Source organism: Klebsiella sp. P1927, from assembly GCF_018204675.1.
In the GTDB taxonomy this organism is placed as follows: Bacteria; Pseudomonadota; Gammaproteobacteria; order Enterobacterales; family Enterobacteriaceae; genus Klebsiella; species Klebsiella pneumoniae.
Window position 1 is genome coordinate 958,786 of sequence record NZ_CP073377.1, and the last position, 15,264, is coordinate 974,049.

Genomic DNA, 15,264 nt, shown 5'->3' on the forward strand with positions numbered 1-15,264 from the left:
CAATTTCTGCGGGTATGCTGGATCTAACAGCATTTCCTGGTTTCGCGGATGTAGTGTAGAATGCGGCGTTTTCGGATTAAAAAACGTCAGGCACAGTACAGCGGCCTCATGATACTCGTAAGGCATAATTAACTCTAAATATGAAGAATATACGTAACTTTTCGATCATCGCTCACATCGACCACGGTAAGTCGACGCTGTCTGACCGTATCATCCAGATTTGCGGTGGCCTTTCTGATCGTGAAATGGAAGCCCAGGTTCTGGACTCCATGGATCTTGAGCGCGAACGCGGGATCACCATCAAGGCGCAGAGCGTCACCCTGGACTATAAGGCCAGCGACGGTGAGACCTACCAGCTGAACTTTATCGACACCCCGGGCCACGTGGACTTCTCTTATGAAGTTTCCCGTTCTCTTGCCGCGTGCGAAGGCGCGCTGCTGGTGGTAGACGCCGGGCAGGGGGTAGAAGCCCAGACCCTGGCCAACTGCTACACCGCCATGGAGATGGATCTCGAAGTGGTTCCGGTACTCAACAAGATCGACCTGCCTGCGGCCGACCCTGAGCGCGTAGCGGACGAGATTGAAGATATCGTCGGGATCGACGCCCACGACGCGGTGCGCTGCTCAGCGAAAACCGGCGTCGGCGTGACCGACGTGCTGGAGCGTCTGGTGCGCGATATCCCACCGCCGGAAGGCGATCCGGACGCGCCGCTGCAGGCGCTGATTATCGACTCCTGGTTCGATAACTACCTCGGCGTGGTGTCGCTGGTGCGGATTAAAAACGGCACCATGCGCAAGGGCGACAAGATCAAGGTCATGAGCACCGGCCAGGTCTATAACGCTGATCGTCTGGGCATCTTCACCCCGAAACAGGTTGACCGTACCGAGCTGAAATGCGGCGAGGTAGGCTGGCTGGTCTGCGCGATCAAAGACATCCTCGGCGCGCCGGTGGGCGATACCCTGACCGCCGCCCGCAACCCGGCAGACAAAGCGCTGCCTGGCTTTAAGAAGGTGAAACCGCAGGTGTATGCCGGCCTGTTCCCGGTGAGCTCCGATGATTATGAAGCTTTCCGCGACGCGCTGGGCAAACTGAGCCTTAACGATGCCTCTCTGTTCTACGAGCCGGAAAGCTCTACCGCGCTGGGCTTCGGCTTCCGCTGCGGCTTCCTCGGCCTGCTGCACATGGAGATCATTCAGGAGCGTCTGGAGCGTGAATACGATCTCGACCTGATCACCACCGCGCCAACGGTAGTCTACGAAGTAGAGACCACCTCCAAAGAAGTTATCTACGTCGACAGCCCGTCCAAGCTGCCGCCGCTGAATAATATTCAGGAGCTGCGCGAGCCGATCGCCGAGTGTCACATGCTGCTGCCGCAGGAGTTCCTCGGCAACGTGATTACCTTGTGTGTCGAGAAGCGTGGGGTGCAGACCAACATGGTTTACCACGGTAAACAGGTGGCGCTGACCTATGAAATTCCGATGGCGGAAGTGGTTCTCGACTTCTTCGACCGCCTGAAGTCCACCTCCCGCGGCTATGCGTCGCTGGACTACAACTTCAAACGCTTCCAGGCGTCGAACATGGTACGCGTCGATGTGCTGATCAACGGTGAGCGCGTCGATGCGCTGGCGCTGATCACCCACAACGATAACGCGCCGTATCGCGGCCGCGAGCTGGTGGAAAAGATGAAAGATCTGATTCCGCGTCAGCAGTTCGATATCGCGATTCAGGCGGCCATCGGTAACCACATTATCGCGCGCTCTACGGTGAAACAGCTGCGTAAAAACGTCCTGGCGAAATGCTACGGCGGCGACGTCAGCCGTAAGAAAAAGCTGCTGCAGAAGCAGAAAGAAGGTAAGAAGCGTATGAAGCAGGTCGGTAACGTTGAGCTGCCGCAGGAAGCGTTCCTCGCCATTCTGCACGTTGGTAAAGACGGCAAATAACCCTAAGGAGTTGGCATGGCGAACATGTTTGCCCTGATCCTGGTGATTGCAACCCTGGTGACGGGCGTTTTATGGTGCCTGGACAAGTTCATTTTTGCACCGAAACGTCGTGAACGTCAGGCCGCTGCTCAGGCAGCGACCGGCGAGCAACTGGACAAGAAGACGCTGAAGAAAGTCGGCCCGAAACCGGGCTGGCTGGAAACCGGCGCATCGGTTTTCCCGGTGCTGGCGATCGTTCTGGTGGTACGTTCATTTATTTATGAGCCTTTCCAGATCCCTTCAGGTTCGATGATGCCAACGCTGCTCATCGGCGATTTTATTCTGGTGGAGAAATTTGCCTACGGCATTAAAGATCCTATCTATCAGAAAACGCTGATCGAGACCGGCCATCCGAAGCGCGGCGACATCGTGGTGTTTAAATATCCGGAAGACCCGCGTCTGGACTACATTAAGCGCGCGGTGGGGTTACCGGGTGATAAGGTCACCTACGATCCGGTTGCCAAACAGGTCACTATTCAGCCGGGCTGCAGTTCCGGACAGGCCTGCGGCAACGCGCTGCCGGTGACCTATTCCAACGTGGAGCCGAGCGATTTTGTTCAGACCTTCTCCCGCAGCAACGGCGGCGAAGCGAGCAGCGGTTTCTGGCAGTTGCCGAAGGGCGAAACCAAAGCCGACGGCATTCGTCTTACCGAGCGTCAGGAGACATTGGGCGACGTGACGCACCGAATTCTAATGGTGCCGATTGCCCAGGATCAGGTTGGGATGTACTACCATCAGTCCGGTCTGCCGCTGGCCACCTGGATTGTGCCGCCCGGTCAGTACTTCATGATGGGCGACAACCGGGATAACAGCGCCGACAGCCGGTACTGGGGCTTTGTGCCGGAAGCCAACCTGGTCGGAAAAGCAACCGCTATCTGGATGAGTTTTGAAAAGCAGGAAGGTGAATGGCCGACCGGCGTGCGGTTATCGCGCATTGGTGGAATTCATTAATTTCCTCTGCTGAATTCACGTCGCTGCTGTTATCGCAGCGGCGTGAATTATTTAGTATTTAAATCCATTCAAACTAACGACATCCCGTGTCGTTGCGTATAGAATATCCCCCCGAAGTTTTTGGTTGTCGCTCTGCCGGGTGACACTGCACACGAAAGCGTATTGGTCTGTTTCAAATTACTGTTTGAAGCGAATGCTCAGGTCGGTTTCGTGTGCTGCATCTTTGACGCATTCATTTATTGGTAACGCATGAACCCCATCGTAATTAATCGGCTTCAACGAAAGCTGGGCTACACTTTTCATCATCAGGAGCTGTTGCAACAGGCATTAACTCACCGCAGTGCCAGCAGCAAACATAATGAGCGCCTGGAATTTTTAGGTGACTCCATTTTAAGTTTCGTGATCGCGAATGCGCTGTATCATCGCTTTCCTCGTGTCGATGAAGGCGATATGAGCCGTATGCGCGCGACGCTGGTGCGCGGCAACACGCTGGCGGAGATCGCCCGCGAGTTTGAGCTGGGCGAGTGTCTGCGCCTCGGGCCGGGAGAGCTGAAAAGCGGCGGTTTCCGTCGCGAATCGATTCTCGCGGATACCGTTGAAGCGTTAATTGGCGGGGTTTTCCTCGACAGCGATATTCAGAACGTTGAACGCTTAATCCTCTCCTGGTACCAGACCCGTCTGGACGAAATCAGTCCGGGCGATAAGCAAAAGGATCCGAAGACGCGTCTGCAGGAATATCTGCAGGGACGTCATCTGCCGCTGCCGTCTTACCTGGTGGTCCAGGTTCGCGGCGAAGCGCACGATCAGGAATTTACTATCCACTGCCAGGTCAGTGGCCTGAGTGAACCGGTGGTTGGCACAGGTTCCAGCCGTCGTAAGGCGGAGCAGGCTGCCGCCGAACAGGCGCTGAAAAAGCTGGAGCTGGAATGAGCGAAGAAAAAAGTTATTGCGGATTTGTCGCCATCGTGGGTCGTCCAAACGTTGGCAAATCCACGCTGTTGAACAAGCTGCTTGGGCAGAAGATCTCGATCACCTCCCGTAAAGCGCAGACCACCCGTCACCGCATCGTCGGTATCCATACCGAAGGGCCGTATCAGGCGATTTACGTTGATACTCCGGGCCTGCATATGGAAGAGAAGCGTGCCATTAACCGCTTAATGAACAAAGCGGCCAGCAGTTCGATTGGCGACGTGGAACTGGTCATCTTCGTGGTGGAAGGCACCCGCTGGACGCAGGACGACGAGATGGTGCTCAACAAGCTGCGCGACGCGAAAGCGCCGGTGATCCTCGCGGTCAACAAGGTGGATAACGTGCAGGAAAAAGCGGATCTGTTACCGCACCTGCAGTTCCTCGCCAGCCAGATGAATTTCCTCGATATCGTACCGATCTCAGCGGAAACCGGCACCAACGTTGATACCATCGCGGCGATCGTGCGTAAGCATCTGCCGGAAGCGATCCATCACTTCCCGGAAGATTATATTACCGATCGCTCACAACGCTTTATGGCCTCCGAAATCATCCGTGAAAAACTGATGCGTTTCCTCGGCGCTGAGCTGCCGTACTCCGTCACCGTGGAAATCGAACGTTTCGTCAGCAACGAGCGCGGCGGTTACGATATCAACGGCCTGATCCTCGTCGAGCGCGAAGGGCAGAAAAAGATGGTGATTGGCAACAAAGGCGCCAAAATTAAAACCATCGGTATCGAAGCGCGTAAGGACATGCAGGAGATGTTTGAAGCGCCGGTGCACCTCGAGCTGTGGGTGAAAGTGAAATCCGGCTGGGCCGATGACGAGCGCGCCCTGCGCAGTCTCGGTTACGTTGACGACCTCTGAGTTAACGCAACGTGGATGGATGGCAGCGCGCCTTTGTCCTGCATAGCCGTCCGTGGAGCGAAACCAGCCTGATGCTGGACGTCTTCACGGAAGAATCCGGTCGCGTGCGCCTCGTTGCCAAGGGCGCACGCTCCAAACGCTCTAATCTCAAAGGCGCTTTACAGCCCTTTACCCCCTTGTTGGTTCGCTTCGGCGGGCGCGGCGAAGTCAAAACCCTGCGCAGCGCGGAAGCCGTTTCGCTGGCGCTGCCGCTCAGCGGCATCACCCTCTACAGCGGTCTCTACGTTAACGAGCTTATCTCCCGCGTGCTGGAGCACGAAACACGCTTCTCCGAACTCTTTTTCGACTACCTGCACTGCATTCAGGCGCTCGCCGGGGCCAGCGGCTCGCCGGAGCCCGCGCTGCGGCGTTTTGAGCTGGCGCTGCTCGGGCACCTGGGGTATGGCGTGGATTTTCTCCACTGCGCCGGGAGCGGCGAGCCGGTAGACGACACCATGACCTACCGCTATCGTGAAGAAAAAGGCTTTATTGCCAGCCTGGTGATTGATAACAACACGTTTACCGGGCACCATTTGAAAGCATTGGCGAGTCGCGAGTTTCCTGATGTTGATACGCTGCGCGCCGCGAAGCGCTTTACCCGTATCGCCCTGAAGCCCTATCTCGGCGGCAAACCGCTCAAGAGCCGGGAGTTGTTTCGCCAGTTTATGCCCGCGCGAAAGGCGCGAGCCGATAATACGAATAATGATTAACGAGGATTGTCATGGCTGAATTATTGTTAGGGGTCAATATTGACCATATCGCGACCTTGCGTAACGCCCGCGGCACCGCTTACCCGGATCCGGTTCAGGCGGCTTTCATTGCCGAACAGGCCGGCGCTGACGGCATCACCGTGCATCTGCGCGAAGACCGTCGCCATATTACCGATCGCGATGTGCGTATCCTGCGCGAGACGCTGCACACCCGGATGAATCTTGAAATGGCGGTCACCGAAGAGATGCTGACGATCGCCTGCGAAACCAAACCACACTTCTGCTGCCTGGTGCCGGAGAAACGTCAGGAAGTCACTACCGAAGGCGGACTGGACGTGGCCGGGCAGCGCGACAAGATGCGCGATGCCTGTCAACGCCTGGCGGATGCCGGCATCCTGGTCTCCCTGTTTATCGATGCGGATGAAGCGCAGATCAAAGCGGCGGCGGACGTTGGCGCGCCCTATATCGAAATCCACACCGGCTGCTATGCCGATGCCAAAACCGACGCCGAGCAGGCCAGGGAGCTGGAACGTATTGCCAAAGCGGCCACCTACGCCGCCAGCCTCGGGCTGAAGGTGAATGCCGGCCACGGTCTGACCTACCACAACGTGAAAGCGATTGCTGCGCTGCCGGAAATGCATGAGCTGAATATCGGTCACGCGATTATTGGCCGTGCGGTGATGAGCGGCCTGAAAGAGGCGGTGGCGGAAATGAAGCGTCTGATGCTGGAAGCGCGCGGCTAATGGCCATTCTCGGGTTGGGTACCGACATCGTCGAGATCGCCCGCATCGAAGCGGTGATCGCCCGCAGCGGCGATCGCCTTGCCCGCCGGGTGCTGAGCGACCATGAATGGAGCATCTGGGAGCAGCACCAGCAGCCGGTGCGTTTCCTGGCGAAACGCTTTGCGGTCAAGGAAGCGGCGGCGAAAGCGCTGGGAACCGGGATCCGTAACGGGCTGGCGTTTAACCAGTTCGAGGTTTACAACGACGAGCTGGGCAAGCCGAAGCTGCGGCTATGGGGTGAAGCAAACCTTTTAGCTGAACGCATGGGAGTAAGCGCTATTCACGTTACTCTCGCTGATGAACGCCACTACGCCTGCGCCACGGTGATTGTCGAAAGCTAGCCAGGAGGGCGGTTAAATTTTATCCGCGTGGTGCATCAGCACGAATTTATCCCACAGCTGTTCTTCACTCTCGAGGTGTGCCGGATCTTTCAGGATCGTATTCGGGATCGGGCACACTTTCTGGCAGGTTGGCGTGTCGTAATGACCCACGCACTCGGTGCAGCGGTCGCTGTTAATCTCATAAATGCTGTCACCCATCGAAATGGCCTCATTCGGGCACTCCGGCTCGCACATATCGCAGTTGATGCATTTTTTGGTAATTAACAGCGCCATCAGGAAAGTCTCAGAAACAACACAAACAGGGCGGGCATTATACGCCCATTTTCTGCTCAGACCAGCTTTTTCACCAGCGCTTCGCTATGGCGAATGCGCTCCGGCGCCCGCTCCAGATCCTGCTGCACCAGCCCCATAAACAGCAGATCGGTGAGCATCATTTGCGCGCTGGTGGAGGAGATGGCGGCGCTGCGCGTCGCCTGCTCTTCGGCGATAGTATACAGGCAGTGGGTCGCCTGCTGTTGCAGGGCGTTCGGGCTAAACCCGGTGATCGCCAGGATCTTACAGCCGACGCGCAGCGCTTCACCGGCCGCCATATTGATCTCCCGGCGCTCGCCGGAGTAAGAGATCGCCAGCAGAAGATCGTCGCTGGACATGGCCTGCACCGTCGCCAGCAGGGCATGCATATCCTGCTCAGAAACAGCGTTGATGCCGATCTTCATCAGCTTCCAGCTAAAGTTACGCGCCACCAGGCCGGAGGCGCCAATCCCGGTGACGATCACTCGCCGGGCGTTGCGCAGCAGCGTGACGGCTTCCCGTAGCGTCTCTTCAGTGTTGACGTCCAGCGAGGCATGCATGGCGGCGACATTGTCTTTAATGAGTTTCTCGCCGACCAGACGCAGCGGATCGTCACCGCGAATGTGGTTATGCACCGGGACGGAGTGCGGATCCGGGCTACTCGCCAGCGCTTCACTAAGGGCCAGCTTCAGCGCCGGAAAGCCTTTGAATCCCAGCTTCTGGGAAAATTTAACCACGCTGGACTGACTCACACCGGCTTCCGCCGCCAGCTGCTGCGAGCTGAGGTGCCGGGTCTCATCGGGCTGGCTCAGAATATAATCGGCCAACTTTTTGTCGCTCGCCGCCAGGGTGGGATAGCGCTGACGAATACGCGTTAAACAGTTCATTGGAGCTCCGCTGGAGCCGTCCGGCTCGTGACTGACAGAATTTTTATTCGATTATAAGGGGTATACCATGAATTAAAAATTCTTAAGCCACAATTTTTCCTTCGCCTGCTACTTTAATTCTTTCTTAACGGCAGGGGATGTTTTCCCTCGACATGGCGTCAGGCTGTTAAGCTTACCCTAACGAGAAGCGAGTTCTGAGATAAAGGAGGCAGTTTGCAGCACACTGAACGGAGAGTGGTGTTTTTCGATCTGGACGGAACCTTACACCAACAGGATATGTTCGGCAGTTTTCTGCGCTATCTGCTGCGCCATTTGCCGCTGAACCTGTTGCTGGTGGTGCCGATGGGGCCGGTGATCCTTGCCGGGCTGGCAGTGAGCGGACGGGCGGCGCGCTGGCCGATGAGCCTCCTGCTGTGGGCGACAACCTTTGGCCGCCGCGAGGCGGTGCTGAAGCGGCTGGAAGCGGAGTTTGTCGGCTGGTTTCGCCATCATGTGACGGCGTTTCCGGTAGTTCATGCGCGGCTTACCGCCTACCTGACCAGCACCGATGCCGACGTCTGGTTGATCACCGGCTCGCCGCAGTCGCTGGTGGAGCAGGTCTATCGCGATACCCTCTGGTTGCCGCGGGTGAATCTGATAGCCAGCCGCACCGCGCGCCGCTGGGGCGGCTGGGTATTGACCCTGCGCTGCCTGGGGCATGAAAAGGTGGTACAGCTGGAGAAAAAGATTGGCGCCCCGCTGCGGCTGTATAGCGGCTATAGCGATAGTGAGCAGGATAATCCATTGCTCGGCTTTTGCCAGCATCGCTGGCGGGTAACCCCTCAGGGAGAGCTTCAGCAGCTGGAGTAATAGTGTGTAATTGATAGCGCCCATGTATAATGCGCCCCGCTTTTTCTGCTGGAGTGGCCGCTGTGTCTGACCTCGAACTCAATGATGAATACTGGATGCGTCATGCCCTGACGCTGGCGAAACGCGCCTGGGAAGAGGGCGAGGTGCCGGTGGGCGCGGTGCTGGTGCATAACAATCAGGTCATTGGCGAGGGCTGGAACCGGCCGATAGGCCGTCACGACCCCACCGCCCATGCGGAGATTATGGCCTTACGCCAGGGCGGACTGGTGCTGCAAAACTACCGCCTGATCGACGCCACGCTGTACGTGACCCTCGAGCCCTGCGTCATGTGCGCGGGCGCGATGGTGCACAGCCGTATCGCCCGCCTGGTGTTTGGCGCCAGGGATGCCAAGACCGGCGCCGCCGGCTCGCTGATGGATGTTCTGCACCACCCGGGAATGAACCATCGGGTTGAGATTAGCGAAGGCGTGCTGGCAGAGTCCTGCTCTGCCATGCTGAGCGACTTCTTCCGCTGGCGGCGGGAAGAGAAAAAAGCGCTGAAGAAAGCCCGGGCGCAGACTGGGGAAAGTTAATACAGGTGGCCGGGGAGTTTCATCCGGGCATTATCCATCTGCTTATCGGCGCGAAACTTGAAAAAGGGCAGGGTGGTCTCCTGCGGCTCTTCGAGCTCATTGGGGAGCACGGCCGGGTAATCCTCCGCCAGGGCCAGCGTTTGCTGCTGCTGGCGCTCCTTCTCTGACAAATAGCCGACAAGGCTTATCTGATATTTGCGGATGTTTTCCACATAGGCGTAGGCCTCATGGCCGCGGGCATAGCCGTATTTTAGTTTGCTGTAATAGGGTTTCTGGCTCAGCAACGGTAAACGCAGCTTAACGTCCGCCCAGCTGTTAGGATTGCCTTTCTGTTTGCGGGTGAGCGCCATGGCGTCCAGCATATGGGCATAACCCATATTATAAGCGGCCAGCGCAAACCAGATGCGTTCATCTTTCGGGATCGAATCCGGCACTTTATCCATCATATCCTGCAGGTAGCGCATGCCGCCGTCGATACTCTGCGCCGCATCGGTGCGGTCGGTTAGACCCAGGCTTTGCGCCGTATTGCGTGTGAGCATCATCATACCGCGCACGCCGGTAGGGGAGGTGGCCTGCGGATCCCAGTGGGATTCCTGCCAGGCGATGGCGGCCAGCAGGCGCCAGTCAATCTCGCGGGCGTATTTTTCAAACAGCGGCTGCACCTCCGGAAGAATATTTTCCACCGCGCGCAGGAAGGTGCGGGTATCGACATAATCGAAATCGTTGCCGTGGCCGAGGTATTTCTCCTCCAGGCGCGCCAGCGTCCCGTCTTCATTAATGTTATTGAAGAAATCAAGCATTGCCGCCGACAGCGAATTATCGTCGTCCCGGGCACTAAACCAGGTGACCGGCTGTTCGTCAGTGATATCGAGGGCCACCGCCAGCTCCGGATGGACGCGCTGAAACAGGCTGACGGCCACCGAGTCGGCGATGGTGTAATCAAGTTTACCGTCAATCACCGCCTGCATCAGCGCCGTGGTACCGCGTTTTTCGTCCACGCGCCAGGCAAGATCCGGGTATTTCTCGGCTTTTAAGGTCTGCAGGTCGTTGATCGCCACGTGGCCCGGAGCGATAGTGAGCTGCTCGGCGGTCAGCGCCGCGAGGGTGCGCGGCCGGGTATTGCCGACGCGGTAGACCAGCTGTTGTGAAACAGAATAGTAGGTGGGGCCGGCCTGATAGTTTTTCACTCGCTCCTGGTTATAGACCAGTCCGGCGGCCAGCATATCGGCCTGACCGTCGTCGAGGTCGTCAAACAGCTGGCTGATGTTTTGCCGGACGGTTATCTTAAGCGTGACGCCAAGGTAGTCGGCAAACTGCTTCGCCAGTTCATAATCCAGACCGAACGCTTTATTGTTCATGGTGGCGAAGGTCATTGGCGAGTTGATGGTGCTGATGCGCAGCTCGCCGCGAGCGATAATGCCCGCCACCCGGTTCTCGGGTTTACCAGACCAGGGGATCGACGGCCACAGGGCCGCCGCCAGCAAAAGGGTGACAATGCCGATCAGCAGATAATTAATCTTTAATTTTTTCAGAGAGTTAATCTTCTGCAGCTTCAGGTTCCTCAGCAGGCGATGTCCGGAAAAAACGCAAGGTTGTCGTCGAATGTGCGGCATTCTGCTTAATAATGCGCCAGTTGGCAACTTATTCGCGATGGTCGTCACATTTATTGATAAACAGCATCAATGATTTTATTTCTACGCAAACGGTTTCGTCGGGGCGCAGGATTCACTATAATGACGCCCGTTTCCCCCCCTGGCTCACCCTGAAAGCTTCGAAGACGAGAGACTTATGATGGAAATTTTGCGTGGTTCACCTGCACTGTCGGCATTCCGTATTAATAAACTGCTGGCACGATTTCAGGCGGCCAACCTTCCGGTAAGCGCCATATATGCCGAATATATTCATTTTGCCGATCTGAATGCCCCGCTGAGCGCTGACGATCGCGAGCGCCTGGCGCGACTGCTTCAGTATGGCCCGAGCTTGAGCAGCCATACCCCGACCGGTAAATTACTGCTCGTGACCCCTCGCCCTGGCACCATCTCTCCCTGGTCTTCTAAAGCTACCGATATCGCTCACAACTGCGGTCTGGCGCAGGTTGTGCGTCTTGAGCGCGGCGTGGCGTATTACGTTGAAGCCTCAACCCTGACCGAAGCGCAGTGGGCCGCGGTGGCGGCGGAGCTGCACGACCGCATGATGGAGAGCGTCTTCGACGAGCTGGAAGCGGGCGAGAAGCTGTTCGCTCACCATCAGCCGACGCCGGTCACCAGCGTCGACCTGCTGGGCGAAGGGCGTCAGGCGCTGATTGACGCCAACCTCCGTCTGGGTCTGGCGCTGGCCGACGACGAAATTGACTACCTGCAGGACGCGTTTACCCGCCTGGGACGCAACCCGAACGATATCGAGCTGTATATGTTCGCCCAGGCGAACTCAGAGCACTGTCGCCACAAGATTTTCAACGCCGACTGGATCATCGACGGCGAACAGCAGCCGAAGTCGCTGTTCAAAATGATCAAAAACACCTTTGAAAAAACGCCGGACTACGTGCTGTCGGCCTATAAAGATAATGCCGCGGTGATGGAAGGGTCTGAAGTCGGGCGCTATTTCGCCGACCATCAGACCGGGCGCTACGACTTCCATCAGGAGCCGGCGCACATTCTGATGAAGGTGGAAACCCATAACCACCCGACGGCCATCTCTCCATGGCCGGGCGCGGCAACCGGCTCCGGCGGCGAAATCCGCGATGAAGGCGCCACCGGCCGCGGCGCGAAGCCGAAAGCGGGCCTGGTGGGCTTCTCGGTTTCCAACCTGCGTATCCCGGGCTTCGAACAGCCGTGGGAAGAAGATTTCGGTAAACCGGATCGCATTGTCACCGCCCTGGACATCATGACCGAAGGCCCGCTGGGCGGCGCGGCGTTTAACAACGAATTTGGTCGTCCGGCGCTGAACGGCTACTTCCGCACCTATGAAGAGAAAGTCACCAGCCACAATGGCGAAGAGCTGCGTGGCTACCACAAACCGATCATGCTGGCCGGCGGTATCGGCAACATCCGCGGTGAGCACGTGCAGAAGGGCGAGATTACCGTCGGCGCGAAGCTGATCGTGCTGGGCGGCCCGGCGATGAACATCGGCCTCGGCGGCGGCGCGGCGTCTTCTATGGCCTCCGGCCAGTCCGATGCCGATCTCGATTTCGCCTCCGTACAGCGTGACAACCCGGAAATGGAGCGCCGCTGTCAGGAAGTGATCGACCGCTGCTGGCAGTTGGGCGACGCCAACCCGATCCTCTTTATCCACGACGTTGGCGCCGGCGGTCTCTCCAACGCCATGCCGGAGCTGGTGAGCGACGGCGGCCGCGGCGGTAAATTCCAGCTGCGCGATATTCTCAGCGATGAGCCAGGGATGAGTCCGCTGGAGATCTGGTGTAACGAATCGCAGGAGCGTTATGTTCTGGCGGTCGCCCCGGAGCAGCTGCCGCTGTTCGACGAACTGTGCCGCCGCGAGCGCGCGCCTTATGCCGTTATCGGCGAAGCCACCGCTGAGCAGCATCTGAGCCTGAGCGACAGCCACTTTAACGATCAGCCGATCGACCTGCCGCTGGACGTCCTGCTCGGCAAAACGCCGAAAATGACCCGCGACGTGCAGACTCTGAAAGCTCAGGGTAGCGCGCTGGATCGCCAACCGATTACCCTTGCCGATGCGGTTAACCGCGTTCTGCATCTGCCGACGGTGGCCGAGAAAACCTTCCTCGTCACCATCGGCGACCGCACCGTGACCGGTATGGTCGCCCGCGACCAGATGGTTGGCCCGTGGCAGATCCCGGTGGCCAACTGCGCGGTGACCACCGCCAGCCTCGACAGCTACTATGGCGAAGCGATGGCGATGGGCGAGCGCGCCCCGGTCGCCCTGCTGGACTTCGCGGCCTCTGGCCGTCTGGCGGTCGGTGAAGCGCTGACCAACATCGCCGCCACGCAGATTGGCGAGCTGAACCGCGTGAAGCTGTCGGCTAACTGGATGGCCGCCGCCGGCCACCCGGGTGAAGACGCTGGCCTGTATGAGGCGGTGAAAGCGGTGGGCGAAGAGCTGTGCCCGGCGCTGGGCCTGACCATTCCGGTCGGTAAAGACTCGATGTCGATGAAAACCCGCTGGCAGGAAGGCAGCGAGCAGCGCGAGATGACCTCCCCGCTGTCGCTGGTCATCTCTGCCTTCGCCCGTGTCGAAGATGTCCGTCATACCGTCACGCCGCAGCTTTCGACGGAAGATAACGCCCTGCTGCTGATCGACCTCGGTAAAGGGCACAACGCGCTGGGCGCGACGGCGCTGGCGCAGGTCTATCGCCAGCTCGGCGACAAGCCGGCTGACGTGCGCGATGTCGCGCAACTGAAAGGCTTCTGGAATGCGATGCAGGCCCTGGTGGCGCAGCGTAAACTGCTGGCCTACCACGACCGCTCCGACGGCGGTCTGCTGGTCACGCTGGCGGAAATGGCCTTTACCGGCCACTGCGGCGTGGAAGCGGATATCGCCGCGCTGGGCGACGACCATCTGGCCGCGCTGTTCAACGAAGAGCTGGGGGCGGTGATTCAGGTCCGCGCCGCAGACCGTGAGGCGGTGGAAGCCATTCTGGCGGTTAACGGCCTGGCGGACTGCGTGCATTACCTCGGTAAAGCGGTTGAGGGCGATCGCTTCGTGCTGACCGCCGGCGGTCAGACGGTGTTCAGCGAAAGCCGCACCACGCTGCGCATGTGGTGGGCGGAAACCACCTGGCAGATGCAGCGTCTGCGCGACAACCCGGCCTGCGCCGATCAGGAGCATGAGGCGAAAGCCAATGATGCCGACCCGGGCCTCAATGTGAAGCTCTCGTTTGATATTAACGACGACGTCGCCGCCCCGTACATTGCCACCGGCGCGCGGCCGAAAGTGGCCGTCCTGCGCGAGCAGGGGGTGAACTCCCACGTTGAAATGGCGGCCGCCTTCCATCGTGCCGGCTTTGACGCCATCGACGTGCATATGAGCGACCTGCTGGCCGGCCGGACCGGTCTGGGCGATTTCCATGCCCTGGTAGCCTGCGGCGGCTTCTCCTACGGCGACGTGTTGGGCGCGGGCGAGGGCTGGGCGAAGTCGATTCTGTTCAACGAGCGCGTGCGCGATGAGTTCGCGACCTTCTTCCATCGTCCGCAGACGCTGGCGCTCGGCGTGTGCAACGGCTGTCAGATGATGTCCAACCTGCGCGAGCTGATCCCGGGCAGCGACCTGTGGCCGCGCTTTGTGCGCAACCAGTCTGACCGCTTTGAAGCGCGCTTTAGCCTGGTGGAAGTGACGCAAAGCCCATCCCTGCTGCTGGAAGGCATGGTTGGCTCACGGATGCCGATTGCGGTCTCCCACGGCGAAGGTCAGGTGGAAGTGCGCGACAGCGCGCATCTGGCTCAGCTTGAGAGCAAAGGTCTGGTGGCGCTGCGCTTCGTGGATAACTTCGGCAAAGTGACCGAAACCTATCCGGCGAACCCGAACGGTTCCCCGAACGGTATCACCGCGGTGACCAGCGAAAGCGGGCGCGCGACCATCATGATGCCGCACCCGGAACGCGTCTTCCGCACCGTAAGCAACTCCTGGCACCCGGAGAACTGGGGCGAGGATAGCCCGTGGATGCGTATCTTCCGTAACGCGCGTAAACAGCTGGGTTAATCTTCCCGCCGCGCTTCACGCGAACGTATCAGCCCCCTGCCTGACAGGGGGCTTTTTTTTATCTGTGATGGTCGGCACGCCAGGGTGTCGGGAATTGCCGACAACTGCGATATTGCAGTGTCGTCAATAGGCGACACTTAAGTTATTGATTTAAATGATGAGTAATCGGTAGCCTATTTGGTGTCGCTAAATAGCGACAACGCGGGTGAAAAATAAACAGAGGTAGTTCGACTGTTCTTGCGGTTAATGTCATATATATCAGTATGTTAATAAAATGTTTTGAGAGCTGGCATAGTTCATGCATAATATTAACCAGTGGCTCATTCACCTTCTTATGTCAGCCCCTTCGGGACGC

At 58.4% G+C, this 15,264-nt stretch carries 13 protein-coding genes; 10 read left to right on the top strand and 3 right to left on the bottom strand.

Annotation, left to right across the window (positions count from 1 at the left end; all coding sequences use genetic code 11):
* The first annotated feature begins 140 nt into the window (after positions 1-140).
* From lepA to acpS, 7 genes are all read left to right on the top strand, one after another.
* Entirely contained in the window at positions 141-1,940 is a 1,800-nt protein-coding gene (gene lepA / locus KB892_RS04985) for a translation elongation factor 4 (RefSeq protein WP_002914069.1), read from the top strand.
* Between the two features lie 15 nt (positions 1,941-1,955).
* Entirely contained in the window at positions 1,956-2,930 is a 975-nt protein-coding gene (gene lepB / locus KB892_RS04990) for a signal peptidase I (protein WP_002914067.1), read from the top strand.
* A 249-nt stretch (positions 2,931-3,179) separates the two neighbouring features.
* Positions 3,180-3,860 carry a ribonuclease III gene (gene rnc / locus KB892_RS04995; RefSeq protein ID WP_002914065.1) on the top strand — a complete coding sequence of 227 codons (681 nt, stop codon included), beginning with the start codon at positions 3,180-3,182 and terminating at the stop codon, positions 3,858-3,860.
* Positions 3,857-4,762 (top strand): GTPase Era, encoded by a 906-nt coding sequence (gene era, locus KB892_RS05000; protein ID WP_002914063.1) that lies wholly within the window; start codon positions 3,857-3,859, stop codon positions 4,760-4,762. The genes rnc and era overlap by 4 nt, the downstream gene beginning before the upstream one ends.
* Before the next feature lie 11 nt (positions 4,763-4,773).
* Entirely contained in the window at positions 4,774-5,511 is a 738-nt protein-coding gene (recO, locus tag KB892_RS05005) for a DNA repair protein RecO (RefSeq protein WP_002914062.1), read from the top strand.
* Between the two features lie 11 nt (positions 5,512-5,522).
* Entirely contained in the window at positions 5,523-6,254 is a 732-nt protein-coding gene (gene pdxJ, locus KB892_RS05010; RefSeq protein WP_002914059.1) for a pyridoxine 5'-phosphate synthase, read from the top strand.
* Positions 6,254-6,634, top strand: coding sequence for a holo-ACP synthase (gene acpS, locus KB892_RS05015; RefSeq protein ID WP_004144351.1), 381 nt, complete (start codon positions 6,254-6,256; stop codon positions 6,632-6,634). Before pdxJ ends, acpS begins: the two co-directional genes overlap by 1 nt.
* Positions 6,635-6,646: 12 nt before the next feature.
* Here acpS and KB892_RS05020 read toward each other — a convergent pair whose 3' ends face one another.
* Both KB892_RS05020 and KB892_RS05025 read right to left on the bottom strand, forming a co-directional pair.
* Positions 6,647-6,907: a YfhL family 4Fe-4S dicluster ferredoxin gene (locus KB892_RS05020; RefSeq protein WP_002914053.1), complete on the bottom strand. Its 261-nt coding sequence runs from the start codon at positions 6,905-6,907 to the stop codon at positions 6,647-6,649.
* 56 nt (positions 6,908-6,963) lie between these two features.
* Positions 6,964-7,812, bottom strand: coding sequence for a MurR/RpiR family transcriptional regulator (locus KB892_RS05025; RefSeq protein WP_002914052.1), 849 nt, complete (start codon positions 7,810-7,812; stop codon positions 6,964-6,966).
* Between the two features lie 237 nt (positions 7,813-8,049).
* Here KB892_RS05025 and yfhb point away from each other — a divergent pair, with 237 nt between their 5' ends.
* A complete protein-coding gene (yfhb, locus tag KB892_RS05030; RefSeq protein WP_004144348.1) occupies positions 8,050-8,661 on the top strand; it encodes a phosphatidylglycerophosphatase C in 612 nt (203 codons plus the stop codon).
* A gap of 62 nt (positions 8,662-8,723) precedes the next feature.
* A complete protein-coding gene (tadA, locus tag KB892_RS05035; protein ID WP_004151991.1) occupies positions 8,724-9,233 on the top strand; it encodes a tRNA adenosine(34) deaminase TadA in 510 nt (169 codons plus the stop codon).
* Here tadA and mltF read toward each other — a convergent pair.
* A complete protein-coding gene (mltF, locus tag KB892_RS05040) occupies positions 9,230-10,846 on the bottom strand; it encodes a membrane-bound lytic murein transglycosylase MltF (RefSeq protein ID WP_002914046.1) in 1,617 nt (538 codons plus the stop codon). The genes tadA and mltF overlap by 4 nt on opposite strands.
* A gap of 175 nt (positions 10,847-11,021) precedes the next feature.
* Between mltF and purL the strand changes: the two genes are divergently transcribed.
* Positions 11,022-14,909: a phosphoribosylformylglycinamidine synthase gene (gene purL, locus KB892_RS05045; RefSeq protein WP_004185139.1), complete on the top strand. Its 3,888-nt coding sequence runs from the start codon at positions 11,022-11,024 to the stop codon at positions 14,907-14,909.
* The last annotated feature ends 355 nt before the right edge of the window (positions 14,910-15,264 follow it).

Bases quoted from the DNA above. Each gene is read 5' to 3' on its own strand.
- purL (WP_004185139.1), top strand. From the start codon at position 11,022: ATGATGGAAATTTTGCGTGGTTCACCTGCACTGTCGGCATTCCGTATT.
- KB892_RS05025 (WP_002914052.1), bottom strand. From the start codon at position 7,812: ATGAACTGTTTAACGCGTATTCGTCAGCGCTATCCCACCCTGGCGGCG.
- KB892_RS05020 (WP_002914053.1), bottom strand. From the start codon at position 6,907: ATGGCGCTGTTAATTACCAAAAAATGCATCAACTGCGATATGTGCGAG.
- mltF (WP_002914046.1), bottom strand. From the start codon at position 10,846: ATGCCGCACATTCGACGACAACCTTGCGTTTTTTCCGGACATCGCCTG.
- lepA (WP_002914069.1), top strand. From the start codon at position 141: ATGAAGAATATACGTAACTTTTCGATCATCGCTCACATCGACCACGGT.
- acpS (WP_004144351.1), top strand. From the start codon at position 6,254: ATGGCCATTCTCGGGTTGGGTACCGACATCGTCGAGATCGCCCGCATC.
- pdxJ (WP_002914059.1), top strand. From the start codon at position 5,523: ATGGCTGAATTATTGTTAGGGGTCAATATTGACCATATCGCGACCTTG.
- era (WP_002914063.1), top strand. From the start codon at position 3,857: ATGAGCGAAGAAAAAAGTTATTGCGGATTTGTCGCCATCGTGGGTCGT.
- lepB (WP_002914067.1), top strand. From the start codon at position 1,956: ATGGCGAACATGTTTGCCCTGATCCTGGTGATTGCAACCCTGGTGACG.
- rnc (WP_002914065.1), top strand. From the start codon at position 3,180: ATGAACCCCATCGTAATTAATCGGCTTCAACGAAAGCTGGGCTACACT.